The organism is Hydrosulfovibrio ferrireducens, assembly GCF_046883345.1.
In the GTDB taxonomy this organism is placed as follows: Bacteria; Desulfobacterota; Desulfobulbia; order Desulfobulbales; family Desulfurivibrionaceae; genus Thiovibrio; species Thiovibrio ferrireducens.
The window spans coordinates 64,713-87,892 of sequence record NZ_JALKCW010000009.1; the positions used below are offsets into that span (position 1 = coordinate 64,713).

General features: G+C 57.3%; 21 protein-coding genes. 19 read left to right on the forward strand and 2 right to left on the reverse strand.

The window, feature by feature from the left end; all coding sequences use genetic code 11:
• Positions 1 to 7: 7 nt before the first annotated feature.
• On the reverse strand, positions 8 to 1,090 hold the full coding sequence (locus MWR57_RS03355) for a type IV pilus twitching motility protein PilT (protein WP_423123374.1): 1,083 nt from the start codon (positions 1,088 to 1,090) through the stop codon (positions 8 to 10).
• A 168-nt stretch (positions 1,091 to 1,258) separates the two neighbouring features.
• Between MWR57_RS03355 and MWR57_RS03360 the strand changes: the two genes are divergently transcribed.
• The 19 genes from MWR57_RS03360 to MWR57_RS03450 all read left to right on the forward strand — a co-directional run bounded on the left by MWR57_RS03360 (position 1,259) and on the right by MWR57_RS03450 (position 21,743).
• Positions 1,259 to 2,116, forward strand: coding sequence for a PHP domain-containing protein (locus MWR57_RS03360; protein ID WP_423123375.1), 858 nt, complete (start codon positions 1,259 to 1,261; stop codon positions 2,114 to 2,116).
• Positions 2,117 to 2,261: 145 nt separating this feature from the next.
• On the forward strand, positions 2,262 to 3,023 hold the full coding sequence (locus MWR57_RS03365; RefSeq protein WP_423123376.1) for a hypothetical protein: 762 nt from the start codon (positions 2,262 to 2,264) through the stop codon (positions 3,021 to 3,023).
• Positions 3,024 to 3,313: 290 nt separating this feature from the next.
• A complete protein-coding gene (locus tag MWR57_RS03370; protein ID WP_423123377.1) occupies positions 3,314 to 3,736 on the forward strand; it encodes a response regulator in 423 nt (140 codons plus the stop codon).
• Between the two features lies 1 nt (position 3,737).
• The gene (locus tag MWR57_RS03375; RefSeq protein WP_423123378.1) at positions 3,738 to 6,029 is read left to right on the forward strand and encodes a chemotaxis protein CheA; all 2,292 of its coding nucleotides are present in this window, start codon (positions 3,738 to 3,740) and stop codon (positions 6,027 to 6,029) included.
• A 77-nt stretch (positions 6,030 to 6,106) separates the two neighbouring features.
• Positions 6,107 to 7,489 (forward strand): sigma-54-dependent transcriptional regulator, encoded by a 1,383-nt coding sequence (locus MWR57_RS03380; RefSeq protein WP_423123379.1) that lies wholly within the window; start codon positions 6,107 to 6,109, stop codon positions 7,487 to 7,489.
• 20 nt (positions 7,490 to 7,509) lie between these two features.
• Positions 7,510 to 7,692, forward strand: a complete 183-nt coding sequence (locus MWR57_RS03385) for a hypothetical protein (RefSeq protein WP_423123380.1) — start codon at positions 7,510 to 7,512, stop codon at positions 7,690 to 7,692.
• A 282-nt stretch (positions 7,693 to 7,974) separates the two neighbouring features.
• Positions 7,975 to 9,219 (forward strand): BaiN/RdsA family NAD(P)/FAD-dependent oxidoreductase, encoded by a 1,245-nt coding sequence (locus MWR57_RS03390; RefSeq protein WP_423123381.1) that lies wholly within the window; start codon positions 7,975 to 7,977, stop codon positions 9,217 to 9,219.
• Between the two features lie 157 nt (positions 9,220 to 9,376).
• On the forward strand, positions 9,377 to 9,601 hold the full coding sequence (locus MWR57_RS03395) for a SelT/SelW/SelH family (seleno)protein (protein WP_423123382.1): 225 nt from the start codon (positions 9,377 to 9,379) through the stop codon (positions 9,599 to 9,601).
• 21 nt (positions 9,602 to 9,622) lie between these two features.
• Complete coding sequence (locus MWR57_RS03400; protein ID WP_423123383.1) at positions 9,623 to 10,618, forward strand: adenylate/guanylate cyclase domain-containing protein; 996 nt, start codon at positions 9,623 to 9,625, stop codon at positions 10,616 to 10,618.
• Positions 10,619 to 10,642: 24 nt separating this feature from the next.
• Positions 10,643 to 11,605 carry an HD-GYP domain-containing protein gene (locus MWR57_RS03405; protein ID WP_423123384.1) on the forward strand — a complete coding sequence of 321 codons (963 nt, stop codon included), beginning with the start codon at positions 10,643 to 10,645 and terminating at the stop codon, positions 11,603 to 11,605.
• Positions 11,606 to 11,651: 46 nt separating this feature from the next.
• The gene (locus tag MWR57_RS03410) at positions 11,652 to 12,485 is read left to right on the forward strand and encodes a pyruvate, water dikinase regulatory protein (RefSeq protein ID WP_423123385.1); all 834 of its coding nucleotides are present in this window, start codon (positions 11,652 to 11,654) and stop codon (positions 12,483 to 12,485) included.
• Between the two features lie 157 nt (positions 12,486 to 12,642).
• Positions 12,643 to 13,110 carry a hypothetical protein gene (locus MWR57_RS03415; protein ID WP_423123386.1) on the forward strand — a complete coding sequence of 156 codons (468 nt, stop codon included), beginning with the start codon at positions 12,643 to 12,645 and terminating at the stop codon, positions 13,108 to 13,110.
• A complete protein-coding gene (locus MWR57_RS03420) occupies positions 13,107 to 14,222 on the forward strand; it encodes a sensor histidine kinase (RefSeq protein ID WP_423123387.1) in 1,116 nt (371 codons plus the stop codon). The genes MWR57_RS03415 and MWR57_RS03420 overlap by 4 nt, the downstream gene beginning before the upstream one ends.
• A 108-nt stretch (positions 14,223 to 14,330) precedes the next feature.
• Positions 14,331 to 16,325: an ATP-binding cassette domain-containing protein gene (locus MWR57_RS03425; RefSeq protein ID WP_423123388.1), complete on the forward strand. Its 1,995-nt coding sequence runs from the start codon at positions 14,331 to 14,333 to the stop codon at positions 16,323 to 16,325.
• A gap of 163 nt (positions 16,326 to 16,488) precedes the next feature.
• Positions 16,489 to 17,289, forward strand: a complete 801-nt coding sequence (locus tag MWR57_RS03430; RefSeq protein ID WP_423123389.1) for a carbonic anhydrase — start codon at positions 16,489 to 16,491, stop codon at positions 17,287 to 17,289.
• A 4-nt stretch (positions 17,290 to 17,293) separates the two neighbouring features.
• Complete coding sequence (locus MWR57_RS03435) at positions 17,294 to 18,337, forward strand: deoxyguanosinetriphosphate triphosphohydrolase (protein ID WP_423123390.1); 1,044 nt, start codon at positions 17,294 to 17,296, stop codon at positions 18,335 to 18,337.
• A 3-nt stretch (positions 18,338 to 18,340) separates the two neighbouring features.
• Positions 18,341 to 21,022 carry a valine--tRNA ligase gene (locus MWR57_RS03440; RefSeq protein ID WP_423123391.1) on the forward strand — a complete coding sequence of 894 codons (2,682 nt, stop codon included), beginning with the start codon at positions 18,341 to 18,343 and terminating at the stop codon, positions 21,020 to 21,022.
• Between the two features lie 162 nt (positions 21,023 to 21,184).
• Positions 21,185 to 21,406 carry a hypothetical protein gene (locus MWR57_RS03445; RefSeq protein WP_423123392.1) on the forward strand — a complete coding sequence of 74 codons (222 nt, stop codon included), beginning with the start codon at positions 21,185 to 21,187 and terminating at the stop codon, positions 21,404 to 21,406.
• A complete protein-coding gene (locus MWR57_RS03450) occupies positions 21,399 to 21,743 on the forward strand; it encodes a type II toxin-antitoxin system PemK/MazF family toxin (protein ID WP_423123393.1) in 345 nt (114 codons plus the stop codon). The genes MWR57_RS03445 and MWR57_RS03450 overlap by 8 nt, the downstream gene beginning before the upstream one ends.
• A 162-nt stretch (positions 21,744 to 21,905) precedes the next feature.
• On the opposite strand, the gene MWR57_RS03455 is transcribed toward MWR57_RS03450, so the two are convergent.
• Entirely contained in the window at positions 21,906 to 22,994 is a 1,089-nt protein-coding gene (locus MWR57_RS03455; RefSeq protein ID WP_479723937.1) for an integron integrase, read from the reverse strand.
• Positions 22,995 to 23,180: the final 186 nt, after the last annotated feature.

Consider the following 23,180-nt stretch of genomic DNA (forward strand, 5'->3'; position numbering starts at 1 on the left):
CCCACCTTTAGGCGTCGGTAAAATCCGTGGGCGGTTTTTTAAGAAACTGAACGAACTTGCTCTTGTCGATGCAGTTTATGTAGGCGTCATCCCCGGAAATCCAGCCTTTCTTGATCAGATCCATGATCGCGTCGTCCAGGGTCTGCATGCCGAATTTCTTCCCGGTCTGCATGGCGGAAGGAATCTGGTAGGTTTTGCCTTCGCGGATCAGGTTCCGCACCGCCGGGGTGCAGATCAGGATCTCCAGCGCGGCGCAGCGCCCCTTGATATCCACCCTTTTAAACAGGGTCTGGGAAACCACGGCCTTCAGGGCATCCGCCAAGGTGGAGCGGACCTGGGCCTGCTGGTTGGACGGAAAAATTTCGATGATCCTGTCCACGGTTTTGTTGGCGTTTAAGGTGTGCAGGGTGCCGAAGACCAGATGGCCGGTCATGGCCGCTTCCATGGCCAGGGCAATGGTTTCCAGATCGCGCATTTCGCCCACCATGATGATGTCCGGGTCTTCACGGAGCGCACCGCGCAGGGCGGCGGAAAAGGACTGGGTATGCAGCCCCACCTCGCGGTGGTTGACGATGCAGTTCTGGCTCTTGTGCACGAACTCGATGGGATCTTCGATGGTCAGGATATGGTCCTTGCGCAGCTTGTTGGCCTGATCGACAATGGCCGCCAAGGTGGTCGATTTGCCGCTGCCCGTAGGGCCGGTGACCAAAACCATCCCCTTGGGCAGGGTGGCGAGCTGGGCGACAACCTGGGGCAGCCCCAATTGGTCGCAGCCCAGGATATTGCTGGGAATCTCCCGGAATACCGCGCCGATTCCATATTTCTGCATGAAAAGGTTGCCGCGGTACCGGGCAAGTCCGGGGATTTCGTAGCCGAAATCCACATCGCCGGTCTCCTCGAACACCTTGACCTTTTCCTCGGAAACAATCTCATAGAGCATGGCCTTGAGCTCGTCGTTGTCAAGAACCTTGAACTTGACCCGCTCCATCTCGCCGCGGATGCGAAGAATCGGCTGCTGACCGGAAACCATATGCAAGTCCGAGGCGCCCTGTTCGTTCATCAGTTTAAAAAAAGCATCGATCTGAGCCATGCAAAAAAACTCCTGTTATCAACCGGTTGAAGGCCCCAAAAAGACAAGCCCGAAAAAGAGGGGCTCGTCCATGCAGCAATTATGCAACAGTAATGCTAGTATATAGAGCCGAGTAAAATTACTCCACGCAAAAAAATACAGCCTTCGACAAAAAAGTACCCCTGAAAAATGCCGCCCTACATCGATCTGCATACCCACTCAACCTGTTCGGACGGATTGCTCACCCCGACCGCCCTTCTGGACCTGGCCGCCCGCCGAGGGCTTGCGGCCATCGCCCTCACCGACCACGACACCGTCACCGGGATTCCCGAGGCACTGGCGCACGGCACAATCGTCGGGGTGGAGGTGCTGAGCGGGATAGAGATAAGCAGCGACCTTGCCGGAACCTCGCTCCATATTTTGGGCTACGGCTTCGACCATGAACATCCCGGGCTCCTCGCCTTTCTGGCAAGGCTGCAAGAGGCCAGGCACAATCGCAACCAGGGCATCATGGAGCGTCTCCAGACCCTCGGCATCTCCATAACCAACGAAGAGCTGACCCGGATTGCCGGAGATCAAATAGGCCGTCCCCACTTCGCCCGGTTGCTCACCCAGAAAGGATTGGCCCGAAACACCCAGGACGCCTTCAGCCGCTACCTCAAACGCGGCGCTCCCGCCTTTGTCGAACATCTCAAGCCCCAGGCCGACGAAGTAATCAGCCAAATCTCCAAGGCCAACGGCCTGGCGGTGCTCGCCCATCCGGTCTACCTGATCCCGAGCCTGGAACAAAACCCCGGCCTGGTTGCCACTCTCAAGGAGTACGGGCTGGCAGGGCTTGAGACCTTCTACCCCACCCAATCAAAAAAGTTCTCCCGCTTCCTGCAAGCACTTGCCGCGCAACACGGGTTGCTCCTCAGCGGCGGCACGGATTATCACGGCGACAAACACTCTGTCACCCCCTTGGGCGGCAACACCAAAACCATCCGCGTTCCTCTTCAGCTCCTGCAGGATATCAAGCAGAGGCTGGCAGCCCGCGCTTTTTTATGAAAAAGCGGGATTGACTTCCCGGCCTGCCGACAGTACTACAGAGTAGTTTTGAAAATTTGCCGGCCGCGCGGACACACGAGCAAAAAAACTCCCTGTCCGCGTATTGCCTGCTTGACCGCGAGTACAGACAAAAACGGGGGAACCCATGACGGGCGATGAATACATCCTCTCCATCCTCAAAAAATATGAAGTTCCAAGGGGGCCTGAATCGCCCGCCGAACAAACAGCGAAGCACATTGCCCCCAAGATCCAGCGGTGGGCAGGAGGTTGGCTGTCCGCCCTGTCGTATTCCGGCGCCTATGCCAAGCAAACCGCCGTGCATGGCGTAACCGATGTGGACCTCTTTATCTCCCTCAAACCCGGGATGCCCGGGACAATGCAAAAAATCTATGACGAGCTGTTTACCCTGGCCGCCTTGCATGGCTGGAACCCCATCCGGAGACATGTCGGCATCGGCATCTCAAAAAACGATATAACCCTCGACCTGATTCCCGGCCGGGCGCTGGCCGGCGACGAGAGCTATCACGACCTGTACTGGCTCAAATCCGATTCCTTGCGGCAAACCAACCTGAGCCTCCATATCGAGACCGCCGCCACATCGCATCGCCTTCGCGAAATCCAGGCAATCAAGATCTGGAGGCACATTCACCGGCTTGACTGGCCATCCCTGTACCTTGATTGCTTTGTCATAAACGCCTTGGCAGGAAGAAGCACGGATTCCCTTGCCCACAATGTTCTGCACGCCCTGGACATGATAGGGGAAGCCCTTGAAACCACCTGCATCGTTGATCCGGCCAACCCGGACAACGTGCTTTCGCTTGATGCAACACCAGAGGATAAAAAAAATATCGCGGAGCAGGCAAAAAAATCCGCTGCCCAGCAGCACTGGGAAGACATTATCTGGTAGAGGCCCTGCCATGCAGGGCAATGGTCTCCCAAGCACGACATTGAAATCGATTTTTTCAACACCCTGCTAGACCTTCCCAGCCTAATCCCCACCGCCTTTTTTTCCTTGATCCATTCCTTACAATGCACCTATGATGTTCATAGTGCATCCTCCTTTTGGGGAAGCACTTTTTTCACCCCCGTGTCCGTTCACGCATGTTTTCCGCGGAAAGGAGAAGAACTCCGCACCGGGCACCCACCGCTTTGTTACATGTTGTTTCTTGAAATATCTCCAGCAAGGACGAGCACCACATGGCCAGAAAATACAAAGTCCTCATCGTCGATGACTCAACCAGCATACTGAAAGCTTTGGCCCGAGCCTTTGCCGAAACACCCTACGATGTGACGACCTGCAACGATCCCGTCAAATCCTACGAAATGATCGAAGACGAACATTTTGACATCGTGATCAGCGATATCATGATGCCGGAGTTGGACGGGCTTTCCCTGCTGCGCAAGATCAAGAATTACAACGGCACCATCCAGGTGATCATGATCACCGGGTACATCACGATCAACAACACCCTCAACGCCTTTCGCTACGGAGCAAACGACATTTTTTTCAAACCCTTCAAGGACATGCAGGACCTCATTGACGCCGTGGATGCTGCCGCCAAAAAACTGAACCGCATCAACGAGATTCTCAAAGTGCTGGCCAGCGAAAAAGGAAACTGACATGCAGTACGACGTTGATCTTGACGCACTCCAAGGCTTTATCGATGAATCCAACGATTCGCTCCAGGGAATCGAGGCGGACTTCATCGCCCTGGAAGAAGATCCCGGCAACGGTGAGATCATCAACAGGATCTTCCGCCCGGTACACAGCCTCAAGGGCAATTCCGGGTTCTTCGGCCTGACCAACATCAACAAATTCTCCCACCGCCTGGAAAACCTCCTGGACGCCTGCCGCAAGGGGGAAGTCCTGATCAACAAAAAGATCATCGACATCCTGCTCAAGGGAATCGAATACCTGCAAGCCATGCTCGACCGGGCACAAAAAAACCCGGCGGAAGTGGCTTTCCTTCCGGAAGAAAAAGAGTTTCTCACCCAGGTAGAGGCAATCCAGCCCATAGTGGCAACCGGCTCCATCCAGAGTGTCATCACCCTGGAAAATCTCCTCCATGAATTCCTCGATCTTGGCCAGAACCTCCACGCTCACCCGCTGATCCCGGGGCTGCTGGATCAAATTGAAAAGGCCAACATCGATCTTCAGTCAATTATCGCCGCGAAGAAACAAAAAGGACCGAGCAGCGCCTTTTCCCCGGACAACCACTATTTTCTGGGCGACAAGGATTTCACCGGCCAACTGGCCCAGTTCGGCCTGGTTCTCAGACTTCTTGAAAGCAAAAAAGCCGCGGGCAAAGACCTTCTCCTCGCCTTTGCCCAGGCTCTTGCCGAGGTGAGCCATGCCCTCACCGGCAACAGCGCCATTGCCGGTGAGCTTGACGAGCTGTTTGCCATGCGGAACTTCCTTGACGACGCCCTGATGGTGGCCAGCGACGAATACAACACCCTGTGCCGCAATCTGCTCAATTCGGTGATCGGCTGCTTTGAGGCCAAAGCCAAGACCGGCAGCACCCGGTTAGGGGAGATCCTGGTGGAGCAGCATCTTGTCAGCGAGGCACAGATCTCCGCGGCGCTGGGCCAGCAGAAAAAGATCGGAGAGCTGCTCATCGAGCAGGGAGTTCTCCAGGAAGACGACCTGAAAAAGGCGCTGACCATCCAGGACAAACGAGCCCTGGATGCCCACATCAAGGAAACAAAGACCTCCGAGCAGACCAAAACCATCCGCATCGATCAGGCGCGGCTCGACAATTTCGCCAATTCCGTGGGGGGGCTGTACATCAGCCTCGACTCCCTCAATTTTCTCAAAAAACAGCTCGAAACAAAGCTGGGGGATTTTGGGCTCGCAGCCAGATTCGACGGCATTATCAATGCCCTTGACGAGCAGCTTGAAAAACTGCACGCCAACATCATGAGCATCCGCAGGGTGCCGGTCAAATCCCTGTTCCAGCGGTTCCCCAAGGTGGTCCGCCAACTGTCCACCTCGCTGAACAAGGAGGTCCGCTTCACCATCACCGGCGAGGACACCGTCATCGATAAAGACCTGCTGGAGAAAATCGAAAACCCCCTGGTCCACATTCTGCGCAATTCCCTGGACCACGGGCTCCAAGGACCGGAAGAAAGAAAAAAAACCGGCAAACCGGAACAGGGCAGTCTTACGCTTAAGGCGCGGGCCGATGAAAACAATGTCTACATTATCATTGAAGACGACGGCATGGGCATTGATCCGCGAAAAATGAAGCAAGTCGCCCTGAACAAGGGGTTCATGACCGCTGAGGAGCTGGAGCACTTAAGCGATAAGGAACTGATCAATCTCGTTTTCAGGCCGGGGTTCAGTTCGGCGGAAAAAGTCAGCGAAGTTTCGGGGCGCGGGGTGGGCATGGACGTGGTCATGTCCGGCCTCAAAGATTGCAACGGCTCCATCCAGCTCGATTCCACCATAGGCAAAGGCACCACGGTTTCCCTCACCGTGCCGCTCACCAAGACCCTAGTCACCAAGGAGGCCATGCTCGCCGAATCGGGCCAGGAAACCTATGCCATCCCCTCCGACGAGATCACCACGGTCATCGAAACAGAAAACATCATCCCGCTTCTTGCGGAAAACAACTGCATCGCATATGATGGCGCAATCCTGCGGCTTATAGAACTCAACACCTTCTTTTACCCGAAGGCCTCCTCGACCATCGCCGACCCGAGCAATAAAGTTGTCGTGGTCTGCAAGCCCCATGGGGTCGGCCTGCTGGTTGACCGCATTCTGTCCCACCAGAAGATCGTGGCCAAAGAGTTCGGGGACGGATATAAAAAACTGCAAAAAATCGATGGAATCTGCGGATACACCATCATGGGCAACGACGACATTATCCTGATCGCCGATATCAAGGAAATTGCCGAGCGCGCCACCTAGCATGATCCCTGCGCAAGCCCGGACCGTTTCCAGAGTGTTTCCCCAGAAAATTTCACCGCTGCCAAGGCTGTCTTCATATGAACACCGTATTGATTGTTGACGATGAACCAAACTACCTGATAGTCCTCTCCGAGTTGCTCAGCGAGGAAGGGTTCGGGGTCTTCACCGCCGGAAACGGCGAAGAGGCCCTCAAGATCCTGGGTGAAACCGACATTGACCTGATAATCACCGACATGCGCATGCCGGGTCTCGACGGCCTGGGTTTGCTCAAGGCGGCGAAAGCCCTTAACCCGGACCTGCCCGTGATCATGGTCACCGCCTTCGGCGAGGTGGAAATGGCCGTGGCCGCCATGAAGGCCGGGGCCTTCAACTATCTGACCAAGCCCTTCAACAACGATGAACTGGTGCTGAACACCAACAAGGCCCTGGAGCACTACGCCATACTCCGCGAAAACATGCGGCTGAGAGAGGAAATGCGCTCCCGCACCTCTTTTTCCAGCATGGTCGGCAAGAACCAAAAAATGCAGGCCATCTTCAATCTCATCGAAAAGGTGGCCCCCACCTCGACCTCGGTCCTGATCACCGGGGAGTCGGGCACCGGCAAGGAGCTGGTCGCCAGGGCCATCCATTGCAACAGCCCCCGGGAAAAAGCCCCGTTCATCTCCCTCAACTGCGCGGGGTTGCCGGAAAATCTGCTGGAAAGCGAACTTTTCGGCCATGAAAAGGGCGCCTTCACCGGAGCCATCGCCCTGCGCAAGGGAAGGTTTGAACTGGCCGACACCGGCAGCCTTTTCCTCGACGAGGTCGGCGAGATGCCCATGCCGCTCCAGGCCAAACTGCTCCGTGTTCTCCAGGAACGCACCTTTGAACGGGTCGGCGGCAGCCAGACCCTGCGGGTTGATGTCCGGATCATCGCCGCAACCAACCGGGATCTCAAGGATGAGGTGGATAAAGGACATTTCCGGGAAGATCTCTATTACCGGCTCAATGTCCTGCATATCCACCTCCCGCCCCTGCGGGAGCGAACCGATGACATTCCCATGCTGGTTGCCCATTTCGTCAATAAATACGCCGTGCAGCTCAACAAACCCAAACTGGAGATTGCCACGGAAACCGTGCGCTTTCTCATGACCCTGCCCTGGGAAGGCAACATCCGGGAGCTGGAAAACACCATCGAACGGGCAGCCATTCTCTGCAGCAGAAACCTGATCCGTCCGGAAGATGTGCAGCCCGAGAGCATGGCCGCGAAAAAGCCGCTGCAATGGATGAACGGCTTTGACCTGAACATGATTCCGGAGCATACCCCCCTGCCCGATGTGCTTGACGGCATTGAAAAGAAAATGGTTCTCTCCGCCTTGGACAAGGCCGATTATGTTCAGACCAAAGCAGCGGACGCCTTGGGAATCACCAAGAGCCTTCTCCAGTACAAGATGAAAAAACACAGCATTGTTAAACGCTGACACCTCTCCGGATTCCGCAGATGAGCTTTTCTTGTAAAAATTACGACTACAATGACGACAAGTGCCTGATGCTCAAGCAGGATTGTATCCCCGGCAGACCAGGCTGCGTGCTGGAAGGGCGGGTAATCCTCAGTGAGGCGCTCACGGAGCGGATCAAGGAGCTGGAGCAAAAAAAGACCTCCGGCAAGACAGGAAAAAAATAACCCCTCCCCATGACGCGACCTGAAGGATTTTTTTAGGCGCATACCCCTGGTCTCCCCCGATTCCCATGCCTTCGATAAAAAAACCCTGTGAATACTGCGGCGGGTCCGGCCAAATACAATTTTTCGCCGGAGTGAGCAGATTCTTCCTCTCCTGCGAGGAATGCCCGCACTGCGCCGGATTCGGCTACGAACTTCCCGCCGATGCGCTTCCCCCTCGAAAAAAACAAGCACCTCCTCCTGCCCAAAAAACCTTCCCCCGCAAAAAAGTCCGGTGAACCCGCCATGAAAGCGAATCCCCGAGTGGCCGTGATCGGAGGCGGCCCGGCCGGACTGATGGCCGCCACAGTCCTCAGCGAGGCGGGCTTGCCAGTGGATCTTTTCGACGCTAAGTCCTCGGCTGGCCGTAAATTTCTGGTGGCCGGACATGGCGGATTGAATCTCACCCATTCGGAACAGGCAGAACCCTTTGCCGCCCGCTACGGAAACAACGCCGAAATCTTCAAAAAACTCCTGGCTATTTTTTCGCCCGGCGATCTGCGCGCTTGGTTGCGCGGTCTCGGAGTGGAAACCTTTGTCGGCACCAGCGGCCGGGTATTCCCCAAGGACGCCAAGGCTCCGGACATCCTCAAAACCTGGCTCGAAATCTTGGCCAGGCGCGGGGTCGCCTTCCATTATCGCCACCGCTGGCAGGGGTTCTCCGAGACGGGGACCCCGCTCTTTCTCTCCGAAACAGGCGTCCTCCTCGAATGCCCCGCCCAGGGCGTGCTTCTTGCTCTGGGCGGGGCAAGCTGGCCCCAGACCGGGTCCGATGGAAGCTGGGCCTCCATCCTCGCAGCCGGAGGCGTCCGGCTTGAACCCTTCCGCCCGGCGAACTGCGGGGTTGAGGTGGCCTGGTCCGAATATTTCCGTACCCGCTTCAGCGGCAAACCCCTCAAGAATATTCTGCTCCGCTGCGGCGACCAACACGCCACGGGCGATGCAATGGTGACCAGCCATGGCCTGGAAGGTGGGCCGGTCTATGCCTTAAGCGGGGTGATCCGCGACCTGCTGGACACAGGCGGCCCGGTTCCCGTTTTCCTCGACCTCAAGCGCGATCTGCCCCTGGAACGCCTGCGGGAAAGGCTTGAGCAGCGACGCGCCAAGGAGAGCCTCGCCAATTTCCTGCGCAAGGCCATCCACCTCACCGGCCCAAGCTATTCCCTGCTCCGCGAAACTTGTCCCCCGGAAGAGCTAAAAGAACCGGCCAGGCTTGCCGAACGGATCAAGAATCTTCCCGTTCTTGTCACCAAAACCAGACCCCTTGCCGAAGCGATTTCCTCCGCCGGAGGCGTTGCCTTTGCGGAGGTGAACGCTGATCTCATGCTCCGCAAATTGCCCGGAGTCTTCGTGGCCGGAGAAATGCTGGACTGGGAAGCGCCCACCGGCGGATACCTGCTGCAGGGGGCCTTTACCACCGGATACCACGCCGCCCAAGGCCTTCTCAAGTGGCTGGGACAGCCGCCGGCAACCCCCTCAATACCCCGCTGAAATATTTCTTGCCCATCGCTAATTTCTCCTCTTGCAAGCAACGCAAATTTAATGGACAATCCATGCTGTTATCTTGGATGCCATCGTGGTATAAAAAAAGGGAAATTCGCGCATATCCCGCCAATCCTTGAATACAGAGTGTAAACGGAAACGGACCATGAAGATCACCATCACCTACTGCTCGCAATGAAACTATCTGCCCCGTGCTTCCAGGCTGGAAGCAGAGCTGAAAAAACAATTCGGGGCCGAGGTTGAGCTTATTCCCGGCTCAGGCGGCATTTACGAAATCATGGCCGACGGTCGCCTGGTCTTTTCAAAAAAAGCGGCCGGTCGTTTTGCCGAGCCCGAGGAAATCATCAGCCTTATCCAGAGCCACGGGTAACAGGAAGGCTCTTCGACAACCATGACCGCCCCACCGGAAACACCAGCGACCCTCAGCCTCCTCGATGCGCTCGACGCCCAGGAAAGCAGCGACCAGCACTGGCTGCTCAGCGGCAACAACACCTTTACCCTCGGGCGGGTGGCCAACACCGACATCATGCTTCCCTATTCCTGGGTCTCCCGGAAACATGCCATGATCCAGAGGGAAGAAAATGGCCGCTTCAACCTCATTGACCTGGGTAGCTCCAACGGCACCTTTATCAACGGCCGCAGAATCCATACCCCCGTGTCCCTGCAAAACGGGGATTGCATCGGCATCGGCAGCACCCGCCTGCTTTTCAATCAGGAAACGCCCCCAGCCCGTCCCGCAACGCCAACCGGCCCGGATCTCGATGAGATGACCGTGGCCTTTGTGCAGAAACAGACCATCACCATCTTGATCTGCGACATCCATGACTACACCAAGCTCTCGGAAACCATGGGCGACCAGTGGGTTTCCCAGCTCCTCCAGCATTGGACCGGCAGGGTGAGCAAGCTGGTCAACAAACATAACGGGATTGTCGATAAGTTCATCGGCGACGCGGTCATGGCCCTGTGGGCAGGGCCGAATCTCCAGGCCAACATCCACCAGGCCCTGAAAACCGCCATTGCCATCAACACCTTCACCAGCAGCCTCGGCAAGAAGATTCCCGATCTGCCCTGGCCGTTGCAGATCGGGGCAGCACTCAACACCGGCGAGGCGATGATGGGAAACCTTGCGCAAAACGGCAACCACACCGTGGTCGGAGATGTGGTCAATGTGGCCTTTCGCCTGGAAAGCATGACCAACAGGCAGGAGGATCTGGATATCGTGATGGGCGGCGACGCGGCCATGCACCTTCTCGATCCCGAGACTTTTTTCAAAAAATACTCCTTCCGGGTAAAGGGGAAACAGGAGGAAGTTGAGGCGTATGGTTGCAGCTTCTCCCGGCTTTCAACCTATCTCGGGCAGAATGCCAAGCTGCTTGACACCCTGTAGGCCTTTGGAGAACCGGAAAAAACCATGCTCGCCGAATCCAAAAAATACATCCGCATTGCAACCGATTATCTCCTGGCGGAAGACCGGAGAAAAATCGATTTCAACATCTATACCAAGCCGCCCAAAAGCAATAAGCCCATCCTGCTGATCGCGGCCAATACCAATATCGCCGACATCAAGGAAGCCTTGGCTAAAAAATCCCATGGCCCACTTTTCATCACCCAGGATTCCGCGCAAAAATTTGAAAATTTCATGGAAGAGTCCCTGGACTCCATCATCCGGAACACGGACATCCCCCTGGAGCACAAATCATCGCTGGTGCATACCTGCGCCAAAAACATCATCCGGGATGTTTTTGACGACCCCCGCAGCGGCAGACACATCTCCCGGGCCAAGAACATAACCAGCAACATCATCGATCTCACCTTGCTGGACACCCAATCCATCCGCCATCTGCTTCGCCTGGGCGCCAAGGACTATTACACCTTTTCCCACTGCGTCAATGTCGCGGTGTTCGGCATTGGCCTCTGGCTGATGATCCGCAAGGGCGATGACACCGAACTCCACGATTTCGCCCTGGGCTGCATCCTGCACGATGTGGGTAAAAGCCAGATCCTGGACACCATCCTGAACAAACGGGGCAAACTCGACTACGAAGAATTCGAAATCATCAAGAAACACCCCGGCCAGGGCCACTGGCTCATGGCCAAGCACACCTCCGAAACCACCCTCGACGTAATCATCCACCACCACGAAAAAATCAACGGCCAGGGCTATCCCCACGGGCTCAAACGGGACCAGATCTCCGACAACGCCAAGATCGCCACCATTGCCGACGTGTACGACGCCCTGACAACCAACCGCCCATACGCCGGGGCCCGGCTCCCCATCAGCGCCCTGACCCTGATGAAGGAAGAGATGGTCGGCCATTTCGAGCAGAAACGGTTCGAGGAGTTCATTTTGTTTTTAGGAGGAAGATCGGCTTGAGAAAAGCCGTTTTCCTCCTCAGCCAAACAACAAGGAGCAACGCAGCATGTGGTCATCAAAAGACGTTTATTATATCTCGGACAGCACCGGAATTCTTGCGACCAACCTGGGGCAGGCCCTGATCTGCCAATTTCCGGAAATCAACTTCCATGAGGAAAAATTTCCTTTTGTTCTCAACAAGGAAGAAGCGAAGAAGATCCTCGATTATATCCTGAAAAAATCCTCCGGCCGCAGGCCGCTCATTTTCAGCACCATCATGACCACGGAGATCCGCGCTGTTTTCGACTCTCCCGAGGTGGAACTTTTCGACGCCTTTGAATTTTTCATGACCCGGCTGGAAGGCTGCCTTGAGGCAAAAGCCTTGGGCGTTCCCGGATTTTCCCGGCACATCGACAACCTGACCATGGCCAAGCGGGTAGAGGCCATCCATTACTGCCTGGAACATGACGACGGGGTCAACATCCATGAATTGGACGAAGCCGAGGTTATCCTGCTGGGGGTTTCGCGCTCCGGCAAGACGCCGGTCAGCGTATATCTGGCAACGCAGATGGGTATGAAATCAGCGAATTTCCCCCTCACCTCGGAGTATCTCAAGGCATACACCCTGCCGGAGGAAATAATCAAAAACCGGAAACGCGCCATCGGCCTGACCACCACCCCCGAGGTGCTGCACAGTGTCCGCGAAAAACGGTACGCGGACAGCAACTATGCCAAGCGCTCCACCTGCAGCGAGGAGATTCAGACGGCGGAAACCATCTTCCACAACCACCAGATCCCCATTGTTTCCACGGCGGGAAAATCCATAGAAGAGGTTGCCACCCAGGTTTCCCAGGAGCTGGGTCTTTCCAAAAAACCGACCTCGCTGAACGAAGGGTCCTGATTATGAGCCGACCAGTTTGCCGTCCGGCATATTTTCTCCTGGAGCTGTTTTTTTCATATCCCGCCAGACCGCGCAACATGGTATGCTGCCTTGAAAACCAGAGGAAACCCTTTTCCGGCCTGAGACTTCGCCAGACAATCCCCGTCCGAGGTTCTTTTTGACGTTATTATTCCGCACCATATTGCTTCTGCTGCTGGGGTGTTTCCTGCCGGAAAACGCCCTGGCCTTTCAGCCCCACGCCTACTCAGGGCTGTACATCCATCAACTGGCCCATTTTTTCCTGATTGTCTCCCTGTTTTTTTTCACCGTGAAAGCCCGCCAGACCCGCCTCGCTTCCCTCAAGGCCTGGCAATACATCATCGCCGGAACCTGGATTCTCATCCTCTGGAGCGGCGCCACCATGATTGGGCATTTCCTTGACCTGGAAATCGAAAATTCGATGCACCTGCCTCCCGGAACGGAAATTTCCCATCTCTACCTCCGTGGCTGGAAAGAAACGCTGTACTATATCCTCAAGCTTGATCACCTCCTAGCCGTGCCGGCCATGTTATTTTTCCATCGGGGCCTCACGCTGCTGCGCAAGGGCGAATCAACGCTCTCTTCCCCGAGGCAGGGCCACCCATGATCAGCATCTCCATGCTCCCGGTCTGGCTCCTTGATTTCGGGGGCGCCCTGGCCATGATCATTCTTTCCGGGCTCTGCCTCCATCATGCCCTGGCCTTGGCCCGCGCCGACCGGGAAAGCCCCCTGGCCATCTTCCTCCTCTGGTTCTGCGGAGCGCTCTTCGCCCTGGCCGTGTCACGCTCCAGCGGACACATTCTCAAACACCTCCTCACCTTCTTTGGCAAAAAAGACCTCTGGCTTGGGCTGGCTCCTTACAGTGGCTCAATCAACAGCATGGCCTTTATCGTCATCGCCTCGGTGACCCTGTTTTTTAACCGGATCGAAACCATCATGGAACGGATGGTGCGGGACCGCGAAAAGATCGAAAAAAACAGCCAGGATCTTTTCCGCCTCAACAAAGACATCGAGGCGGTCATCGCGGAGCGCACCAAGGCGGGCATGGCCCTGCGCATCGCCCATGAGGTGCGCAACCCGGTCACCATCATCGGCGGCATGGTTCGCCGCCTCCTCAACGTCTATCCGCCCGAGGAAGAGGGGCGGCTGAAACTGACCCATATCCTCGACCAGGCCCGCAAACTTGAAAATCTGGTGAGCAAATTCGAAGCCGTCCGGCCGGAGTCAAAAAAGATCTTCGCGCCGCTGAATCTCAACCCCATTGTCGCGGAGGCAGCGGAATCGTTGCAGGCAGAGGCCCGGGCCAAGGAGGTCAGCCTCATCCCCGCCCTCAGCCGAATCCCGCTTTTTTTCCATGGCAACAGCTCGCTGATCAAGATCGCCCTTGCCCATTTGCTCCGCAACGCGGTGAATGCCTGCGCCAAAGGCAATAGGGTCGTCATCGCCACCGAGATGACCGCCGCCGGCTGCCAGGTAACAATTACCGATGACGGCCCGGGCATCTCCGGGGAAATCCTCGAGGTTCTCTTCGACCCCTATCGCCACGTCAACCGGCAGAGCTCCGGCCTGGGTCTGCCCTATGTCAAACAGATCATCAACGAACATCTGGGCACGGTCACGGTCACCAGCGAGCAGGGCAAGGGAACCACCATCCTGATCATCCTGCCGACCCACCTTGGCGAGCTCACCGGCGTTGCCGGCGGCACCTACGCCATCTAAGGTTTCTTTTCCGCAGCGCAACATCTATTAGAAATACCCGGAGTAATGTGCTAAGGTGTGCGATTGTTCTTTCCCACAACTGACAATCTCAGCGGATAGTGCACACCCATGCTTGCCATCAATCAGCTCTCCATCCAGTTCGGCTCCAAACACCTGTTCAAGAATGTCTCGGTCCGCGTCCATCCCGGCGAAAAAATCGGCCTGGTCGGGGTCAACGGCGCGGGCAAATCCACCCTGCTCAAGATCATGGCGGGCGTCAAGCATGTGGATGACGGCGTCCTGGCCCGGTCCAAAAACGTCAGCATCGGCTACCTACCCCAGGAAATCGCCTCCTTTGCCCCGGGCCGAACCCTGTTCGATGAAGCAAAAACCGCCTTTGCCGAGGCCCTGGCTCTGCAAAAGGAACTCGATCAGGTCAACCATGCGCTGGGGCAAGTACCGCCGGAAGACCCCGGATTCGGTGACCTGCTCCACCGCCAGGGAGACCTGCAGCACCGGCTGGACCAATCCGACATCTTCACCATGGAGTCCCAGGTGGAGAGGATTCTCCTGGGGTTGGGCTTCAGCCAGAGCGATTTTGGCAAGGACAGCATCTCATTCAGTGGCGGTTGGCTCATGCGGCTGATGCTGGCCAAGATCCTCCTGGCCAAGCCGGACCTCCTGCTCCTGGACGAGCCCACCAACCATCTGGACATCGAGTCGCTCACCTGGCTTGAGGAATTCCTGAAAAACCACCGTGGGGCCATGGTGATGATCTCCCATGACCGCTCCTTTCTCGACAACCTCACCACCACCACCTGGGAGATCTCCTTAGGCGAACTCACGGTCTACAAGGGCAATTACTCGAAATACCTGGTGGACAAAGAAAACCGGATGATCATCAAGCGGGCTGCCTATGAAAACCAGCAGGCCATGATCGAGCAGACCATGAAATTCGTGGACCGGTTCCGCTCCAAGGCCACCAAGGCCACCCAGGTGCAGAGCCGCCTCAAGCAACTGGAAAAGATCGAGCTGATCGAGCTGGACGAAACCGAGTCCACCATCGCCTTCCGCTTCCCCCCCTCCCCTGCTTCCGGCAGGACTGTGCTGGATGTCGAGAAGATGAGCAAGCAGTTTGGCGGGCAGCCGGTGTTCACGGATCTCTCCTTTACTCTGCAGCGCGGCGAGAAGCTGGCCGTGCTCGGGGTCAACGGGGCAGGCAAATCCACCCTGGTCAAGATCCTGGCCGGCCTCATCGCCCCGGACAGCGGGGCGATCCGCTTCGGCCACAACGTGACCATCTCCTACTTTGGCCAGCACCAGGCCCAGGAGCTTGATTCCCGCTACACGATCCTGGAAACCCTGAGCCATGTGAACAACGAGCTGAGCGTCACCCAGACCCGCTCCCTGCTGGGCGCCTTCCTCTTCCGCGGCGACGACGTGGACAAAAAAGTGGGGGTGCTCTCGGGCGGCGAAAAAAGCCGGGTGGCCCTGGCCAAGATGATCGCCACCCCAGCCAACCTCCTGATCCTGGACGAGCCCACCAACCATCTGGACATCCAATCCCAAGAAGTGCTCCAGGAGGCCATGCGCCAATACGACGGCTCCATCATCGTGGTTTCCCATAACCGTTATTTTGCCAACTCCTTTGTCTCCAAGGTGCTGGAGATCAAGTCCGGCCACGGCACCATCTTTGACGGCAATATCGACTACTATCTGCACAAGACCCATGCCGAGGCGGCTTCCGCCCCGCTAAAAACCGCAGCCGCGGCCAAGCCTGAACCGGGCGGCAACCAACCCCAGGAAAAACAGGCGAAAAAAGGCAAGGAAGCCCGCAAAATGCAAGCGGAGTTGCGCCAGCAAAAAAACCGGGAAATCGCGCCGCTCAAAAAGATCATCGACCGCGCCGAACAGGAGATCGAACAGCTTGAGGCCAGAAAAACCCAGCTCGAACAGGCCATGGCCGACCCGGAGCTTTATAAGGATCAGGACCGCTTTGCCGAGCTGAACAACGAATACACCGCACTCGGCCGCAAGCTGAAAAGAACCTACGCGGACTGGGAGCAGGCCCAGGCCAAAATTGAAGAGTTCGAGGCCCGCTTTTCCGGAGAGTGCGAAGAATAGTTTTCCCCGCCGTAAATACGCGCATCTCTCTTGACCGGCACCGCATTTGCCGGTATCTTCAACGCTTGTTTTCCCGTGCTCCCAAAGGACCTAACCCATCGTAAAAACGAACAGTTAACCATATTCCCCCTTTTTACCCATCCCACTATTCCGGAGGCCCACAATGAAAAAAATCCACCCGGCTACACAATTCACCTGCACCCTCGCCTGCGCCGCTCTGCTGGCCTGCGCCCCGGCTGTCCTTGCCTCGGGCGGCGGCGGCCACGACGGACCGGCAGTCGAGGTCAAGAGCGCGGAGGCCACAATCAAGGCGGCGGTCAGCGGCAACGACCAGTTCACCGGCCACAACGACAGCCACCACTTCGACGGTTTCCAGACCGGGCAAACCCCGACCCTCACCGTGGTCACCTGCTCCGACTCCCGGGTGCACACCCACCTGTTCGGCATGGCGCCGGACAACAACATCTTCGTGATCCGCAACATCGGCAATCAGGTCAAAAACGCCGAAGGTTCGGTGGATTACGGCGTGCGCCATCTGCCCACCAAGATCCTCCTGATCCTGGGCCACTCCAGTTGCGGCGCGATCAAGGCGGCCATGGGCGACTATTCCGGCGAGACCAAGGGCATCAAGGAAGAGTTGGACAACCTGAAACCGGTGATCGCGGCGGAGGACAAGTCCGGCGACGCCAACGCTCGCTGGAGCAAGAACGTGGAACGCAACGTGGACTATCAGGTCAAGACCGCCTTGGAGCTGTACAAGGAAAAGGTTGCGGCCAAGGAGCTGACCGTGGTCGGCGCGGTGTATGACTTCAACGACCTCTACGGCAAAGGCCGCGGCAAACTGGTAATCACCAATATCAACGGCGAGACCACGCCGAACAAGATCATGGACCATCCGGTGCTGAAAGACTTGAACCGGGGTGAGATCGTCAACCATGTGGGCAGCCTGGCTCCGGCCCTCTAAGCCAATGGACCATTCCATCCGCCTGCAGATCGAGGAGCGCGAGGCCGCAAGCCTCGCGCCCTATGCCACCCTGAGCCGTGAAACCAAAGGCAGGTTCAGGCCCGAAGAGGAGTGCCCCATCCGGGGCGCCTTTCAGCGCGACCGGGACCGGATCATCCACTGCAAGTCCTTCCGCCGCCTCAAGCACAAGACCCAGGTGTTCCTGGCCCCCACCGGCGACCATTACCGGACCCGGCTCACCCATGTGCTTGAGGTCAGCCAGATCGCCCGGACCATCTCCGTGGCCCTGCGGTTGAACGGCCATCTCACCGAGGCCATCGCCCTGGGCCACGATCTCGGCCACACCCCCTTTGGCCACGCCGGAGAAGCGGTGCTGGACGAACTCTACCCGCAGGGCTTCCGCCATTACGACCAAAGCCTGCGGGTGGTGAACATCCTGGAAAAAAAAGGCGAGGGGCTCAACCTCACCGTGGAGGTGCTGGACGGCATTGCCAAGCATTCCAAGGGGAGGCGCGAGATCCTGCCCGAGGATCTTTCCGAGCTGCCCGCCACCATGGAAGGCAGGGTGGTGCGCATCGCCGACATCATCGCCTATGTGAACCACGATCTCGACGATGCGGTGCGAGCCGGAATTCTTAGCGAGTCGCAGATCCCCAGCCATCTCCAGAAGCTGTTCGGCCCCACTCACTCCGGCCGGATCGGCGCCATGGTTCACGATCTTGTGGTCCAGACCCTGAAAAACGGGGGGGAAATCCTGGCCATGACCCCGAATCTGCTGGAAGGCATAGCGGAGCTGCGCTCCTTTCTCTATGAAAACGTCTACGAAACCAACCGAGTGCACGACGACTTCATCAAGGCCAAAAAGGTGCTGCGGGAGCTGTACGAGTATTTCATCAATAAGGACGACCACTGGGAAAAGGTCATCGACTATGACGAGACGACCCCGCGGGAACAGATGGTCTGCGACTTCATCGCCGGCATGACCGACCGCTATGCCCTGGATCTCTATACCAATATCTTTCTTCCCAAACCCTGGAGTGTAATGTAACCGATGAGCGAAAACCCTTCCCTCCCGACCGGCGACCACGAGCTGGCCAAGGCCTACGAATTCAAAGAGGTTGAGGCCAGGTGGTATCAAAAATGGCTTGAGCAGAAAAACTTCCAAGCCACCATGGACGAGGGCAAGCCCTCTTTTTCCATCGTCATCCCGCCGCCCAACGTCACCGGCGTGCTCCATGTTGGCCATGCGCTGAATAACACCATGCAGGATGTTCTGGTCCGCTACAAGCGGATGTGCGGCTACAACACCCTCTGGGTGCCGGGCACCGACCACGCGGGCATCGCCACCCAGAACGTGGTGGAGCGCCAGCTTGCCACCGAGGGCAAGAGCCGCCACGATCTCGGCCGCGAACAATTCATCGAGCGGGTCTGGCAATGGCGCGAGGAAAAAGGCGGCACCATTATCAACCAGCTCAAGCACCTGGGCTGCTCCTGCGATTGGGACCGGGAACGCTTCACCATGGACGAGGGGTTGTCCAAGGCGGTGCGCACCGTTTTTGTCCGCCTCTACAAAGAAGGGCTGATCTACAAGGGCGACTATATCGTCAACTGGTGCCCCCGCTGCAAAACCGCGCTCTCCGACGACGAGGTGGAACACGAGGACACTGCGGGCAAGCTCTACCACATCCGCTACCCCTATGCCGACGGCTCGGGCCACGTGGTGGTCGCCACCACCCGGCCCGAGACCATGCTGGGCGACACCGGTGTGGCCGTGCATCCCGACGACGAGCGCTACAGCCACCTGAAAGAGATCGGCATCCGGCTGCCCCTCACCGACCGCACCATCCCGGTGGTCTACGATCACCATGTGGAACGGGAGTTCGGCACCGGGGCGCTCAAGGTCACCCCGTCCCACGATCGCAACGACTACGAGATCGGGTTGCGCCACAACCTTGAACGGATCAAGGTCATGGACGACTCGGGGATCATGAACGAGGCGGCCGGCCCCTACGCCGGGCTGGACCGTTTTGCCTGCCGCAAGCAGATCGTCGCCGATCTGGAGGCGCAGGGATTCCTGGAAAAGATCGAGGAGTACGCCCATGCCGTGGGCCAGTGCTACCGCTGCAAAACCGTGGTCGAGCCCACCACCTCGCTGCAGTGGTTTGTTTCCGTCAAGCCCCTGGCCGCGCAAGCCGTGGCCGCGGTGCGCGACGGGCGGACCGCCATCCACCCCAAGACCTGGTACAACACCTTCTACGCCTGGATGGACAACATCCGCGACTGGTGCATCTCCCGCCAGATCTGGTGGGGCCATCAGATCCCGGCCTGGACCTGCGACAACTGCTCCCATTTCATGGTGGAGGAGCACGCCCCAGCATCTTGCGAAAAATGCGGCTCCGCCAAGCTCACCCAGGAAACCGACGTGCTGGACACCTGGTTTAGCTCGGCCCTCTGGCCCTTCTCCACCCTGGGCTGGCCCGACGACACCAAGGAGCTGAAGTTCTTCTACCCCACCTCGGTGCTGATCACCAGCTTCGACATCCTCTTCTTCTGGGTGGCCCGGATGATGATGATGGGCATCCACATCATGGGCGAGGTGCCGTTTAAAGACGTCTATCTCCACGCCCTGGTCCGCGACAAGCACGGCAAGAAGATGAGCAAATCCACGGGCAACGTCATCGACCCCCTGGTGGTCATGGCCGAGTACGGCACCGACGCCCTGCGCTTCACCCTCACCGCCTTTGCCGCCCAGGGCCGCGAGATCAAACTCGCCGAGGAACGCATCGAGGGCTACCGCCACTTCATCAACAAGATCTGGAACGCGGCCCGCTTCGCCCTCATGCACATCAAGGAGTGCGATCCCGCGATCAGCAAGAACATCGATCCCGCCGATCTCCCCCTGGCCCACCGCTGGATTCTGCACCGGCTCAACCAGGCGATCACCGAGACCCGCCAAGCCTTGGACGACTACCGCTTCAACGACGCGGCCTCGGTCCTCTACCAGTTCGTCTGGAACGAGTTCTGCGACTGGTACCTGGAATGGATCAAGAGCGATCTCTACGGCGACAACGCCACGGCCAAGGGTCAATCCCAGGCGGTGCTCCTGGCGGTGCTGGAAAACACGCTCAAGCTCCTGCACCCCATCACCCCTTTCGTCACCGAAGAGATCTGGCATGTGCTGCCCGGCGAGCGGACCAGCATCATGGTCGAAGCCTTCCCGACCCCGAACCCGACGTGGGACGATGCCGAAGCTGCCGAACTGGCCGCACTCTTCATGGGAATTGTCGGCGGCATCCGCAACATCCGCAGCGAGGCCATGATCCACCCCTCCGCCGAGATCGAGGTACAGATCATCTGCCACGACGAGACCAAGCTGGCAGGGTTGACCACCCTGACCGATTCCCTCAAGACCCTGACCCGAACCGCCACCCTGATTCTGAAAAAGGAGGGCGACCACCCCAAGGGCGCGGCCTCCAATCTCTATACCGATATCGAAATCTTCGTGCCCCTGGCCGGACTGGTGGATGTGGACAAGGAGCAGGCCAAGCTGAAGAAGGATCAGGACAAGACCGAGGGTGAGCTGGCCCGCTGCCAGGGCAAGCTGGCCAATGAGAAGTTCATGGCCAATGCCCCGGAAGAGATCAAGGCCAAGGAGCGGGAGAAGATCGGGGAGATGCAGGCTAAGTTGGAGAAGATCAAAGCCGGCATGGCCCGGCTTGAGGAGCTGCGCTGAAGATCAAGACAAGAATGAGCGGGGCTTCCACCCACCCAAACTTGACAGCTTGGAAGTCTGACCCCGCATTTGTGCTCGATAACCGACCTTGCTTTGTTGTGTGACAAAATATATAGTTATTTTGAACTACACAAAGAGGAGCGAATTATGGGGACAATATCCATGCGCATTGAAGATGAGCTTCTTGCCGAGGTAGCCAGTCAGGCAAAAGCGCTGCACATGACCCGGACGGAATATCTCAGACGCGCGATAGTCGAGATGAAGGAAAAAGTAGCCCAAGATCGCCGCAGGCAGCGTCTTCAGGAGGCGTCACGGAAGGTCCGCCGGGAAAGCATGCGGGTCAACTTGGAGTTTGCCGACATTGAGGATGCCCCGGATGCGTGAACGCGGCGAAATCTGGCTGGCCAATCTTAATCCCGGCCGAGGAACGGAACCCGGCAAAACCAGGCCGGTCCTCATCGTGCAGAGCCAAGCCCTCCTTGACGTAGACCACCCATCCACCCTGGTGGTGCCTCTCACCACAAAACTAATCGACGATGCCGTCCCGTTACGCCTGCGTGTCCCGGCCGGAGGCGATCTTGCGCAGGATTCAGACCTTCTCCTCGACCAGCTAAGGGCAATCGACAATAACCGCCTTGTTAAAGGGCCGCTACAGCGCTGCACGGAACCATTCCTGGTGCAGGTGGATCAGGCTTTGCGGGAAGTACTTGATTTGGGGTAAGAAATGACGGGCGGGAATGTCTTGACAATAATTAAGTAAGATGTCCCCGGAATTGACCGAGGAGCGGGAGAAGATCGGGGAGATGCAGGCTAAGCTGGAAAAGATCAAGGCTGGCATGGCCAGGCTGGAGGAGTTGCGCTGAGAACCATCGGTCTGCGCGAATCAATCCAAGGGACTGCGTACACCGAGCAGATTCCGACCCGCCACATGCGTGTAGATCATCGTGGTCTTTACGTCTTTATGACCCAGCAAATCCTGAATGGTGCGGATGTCGTACCCGTTTTGCAGCAAGTGGGTTGCAAAGCTGTGCCGCAGGGCATGGATTGTGGCCGGTTTGGCCAACCCGGCCGCGCTTACGGCCTTTTTGAATTTTTTCTGTAAGTTGGACGGGAACAGATGATGGCGCCTGGTTATTCCTGTCTGAGGATCGGTGGACTGGCTCTCGGCCGGGAACACCCAGAACCAGGGCCATTCCGTCCCGGCATTGGGGTATTTTCGCCCCAACCCCTCGGGCAAGGCGATTCCCGGCAGATTGTTGCGCCGATCCTGCTCAAACTTCTTCCGGGCCAGGCCCAGTTGCTCCTGCAAATCGCCAACCAGGCTTTCAGGCAAAACAGTCATCCTGTCCTTATTTCCCTTCCCGCTTCTGATCGTCAGGCATTTCCCTTCCAGATCAAGGTCCTTAATCCGCAAGTGCAGGCATTCACGCAAACGCAGACCACAGCCGTAGATGAGTTGCGCCATCAGCTTGTAGGTCCCATCCATTTTTGAAAAAACCCTAAAAACTTCCTCCCTGGTTAAAACAACCGGCAGTCTTGCTGTCCGCCTCGCTCTGACAGCGGCGCCAACCTGCATCTCCCGGTCAAGAACATTTCGGAAGAAGAAAAGTATGGCGTTGAGCGCCTGGTTTTGGGTGCTGGCTGAGACATTGCGGTCCACGGCCAGATGGCTTAAAAAATTGCGAACATCAGTGTCTTCAATGGCTTCAGGTTCTTTGGCCTGCAGAAACAGATAAAAACGGCGGAGCCAACCAAGGTACGATTGTTCGGTCTTCAGGGAGCGATGCAACAACCGTAAGGACTTTACCATTTCATCTGCGGCCTGTTGCCACTTTTCAGAACTGTCCTTAGCCGGGGCTTTTTCATGGCGGACTTGTTGCGCCTGATAAAACATGAGCAACCGCAATGCTTCGCCAGCTTGCTCAACCTGCCACGGTTCATGCTTTCTGGAAAGATCGTCGAGAAACCGCATGACATCCGGCTCATTAACAAGCGGGAGCGATTCGGCGCTCAGACCAGGGTGTGTAAAGAATTTTGTGTAAATGGTTTTTGTGATCAAAATTCCGGCAGCCTGTCTTCAAACATGATGCTGAACTGATTCAGCGCCGATTTCCAGTTTTTAATCGGCATCGTCCAGCGTTTCGAAATATTCGTCAGC

Bases quoted from the DNA above. Each gene is read 5' to 3' on its own strand.
- MWR57_RS03430 (WP_423123389.1), top strand. From the start codon at position 16,489: ATGAAAAAAATCCACCCGGCTACACAATTCACCTGCACCCTCGCCTGC.
- MWR57_RS03405 (WP_423123384.1), top strand. From the start codon at position 10,643: ATGCTCGCCGAATCCAAAAAATACATCCGCATTGCAACCGATTATCTC.
- MWR57_RS03450 (WP_423123393.1), top strand. From the start codon at position 21,399: ATGCGTGAACGCGGCGAAATCTGGCTGGCCAATCTTAATCCCGGCCGA.
- MWR57_RS03385 (WP_423123380.1), top strand. From the start codon at position 7,510: ATGAGCTTTTCTTGTAAAAATTACGACTACAATGACGACAAGTGCCTG.
- MWR57_RS03435 (WP_423123390.1), top strand. From the start codon at position 17,294: ATGGACCATTCCATCCGCCTGCAGATCGAGGAGCGCGAGGCCGCAAGC.
- MWR57_RS03360 (WP_423123375.1), top strand. From the start codon at position 1,259: ATGCCGCCCTACATCGATCTGCATACCCACTCAACCTGTTCGGACGGA.
- MWR57_RS03410 (WP_423123385.1), top strand. From the start codon at position 11,652: ATGTGGTCATCAAAAGACGTTTATTATATCTCGGACAGCACCGGAATT.
- MWR57_RS03370 (WP_423123377.1), top strand. From the start codon at position 3,314: ATGGCCAGAAAATACAAAGTCCTCATCGTCGATGACTCAACCAGCATA.
- MWR57_RS03425 (WP_423123388.1), top strand. From the start codon at position 14,331: ATGCTTGCCATCAATCAGCTCTCCATCCAGTTCGGCTCCAAACACCTG.
- MWR57_RS03400 (WP_423123383.1), top strand. From the start codon at position 9,623: ATGACCGCCCCACCGGAAACACCAGCGACCCTCAGCCTCCTCGATGCG.
- MWR57_RS03380 (WP_423123379.1), top strand. From the start codon at position 6,107: ATGAACACCGTATTGATTGTTGACGATGAACCAAACTACCTGATAGTC.
- MWR57_RS03440 (WP_423123391.1), top strand. From the start codon at position 18,341: ATGAGCGAAAACCCTTCCCTCCCGACCGGCGACCACGAGCTGGCCAAG.
- MWR57_RS03375 (WP_423123378.1), top strand. From the start codon at position 3,738: ATGCAGTACGACGTTGATCTTGACGCACTCCAAGGCTTTATCGATGAA.
- MWR57_RS03455 (WP_479723937.1), bottom strand. From the start codon at position 22,994: ATGCGGTTTCTCGACGATCTTTCCAGAAAGCATGAACCGTGGCAGGTT.
- MWR57_RS03365 (WP_423123376.1), top strand. From the start codon at position 2,262: ATGACGGGCGATGAATACATCCTCTCCATCCTCAAAAAATATGAAGTT.
- MWR57_RS03390 (WP_423123381.1), top strand. From the start codon at position 7,975: ATGAAAGCGAATCCCCGAGTGGCCGTGATCGGAGGCGGCCCGGCCGGA.
- MWR57_RS03355 (WP_423123374.1), bottom strand. From the start codon at position 1,090: ATGGCTCAGATCGATGCTTTTTTTAAACTGATGAACGAACAGGGCGCC.
- MWR57_RS03445 (WP_423123392.1), top strand. From the start codon at position 21,185: ATGCGCATTGAAGATGAGCTTCTTGCCGAGGTAGCCAGTCAGGCAAAA.
- MWR57_RS03420 (WP_423123387.1), top strand. From the start codon at position 13,107: ATGATCAGCATCTCCATGCTCCCGGTCTGGCTCCTTGATTTCGGGGGC.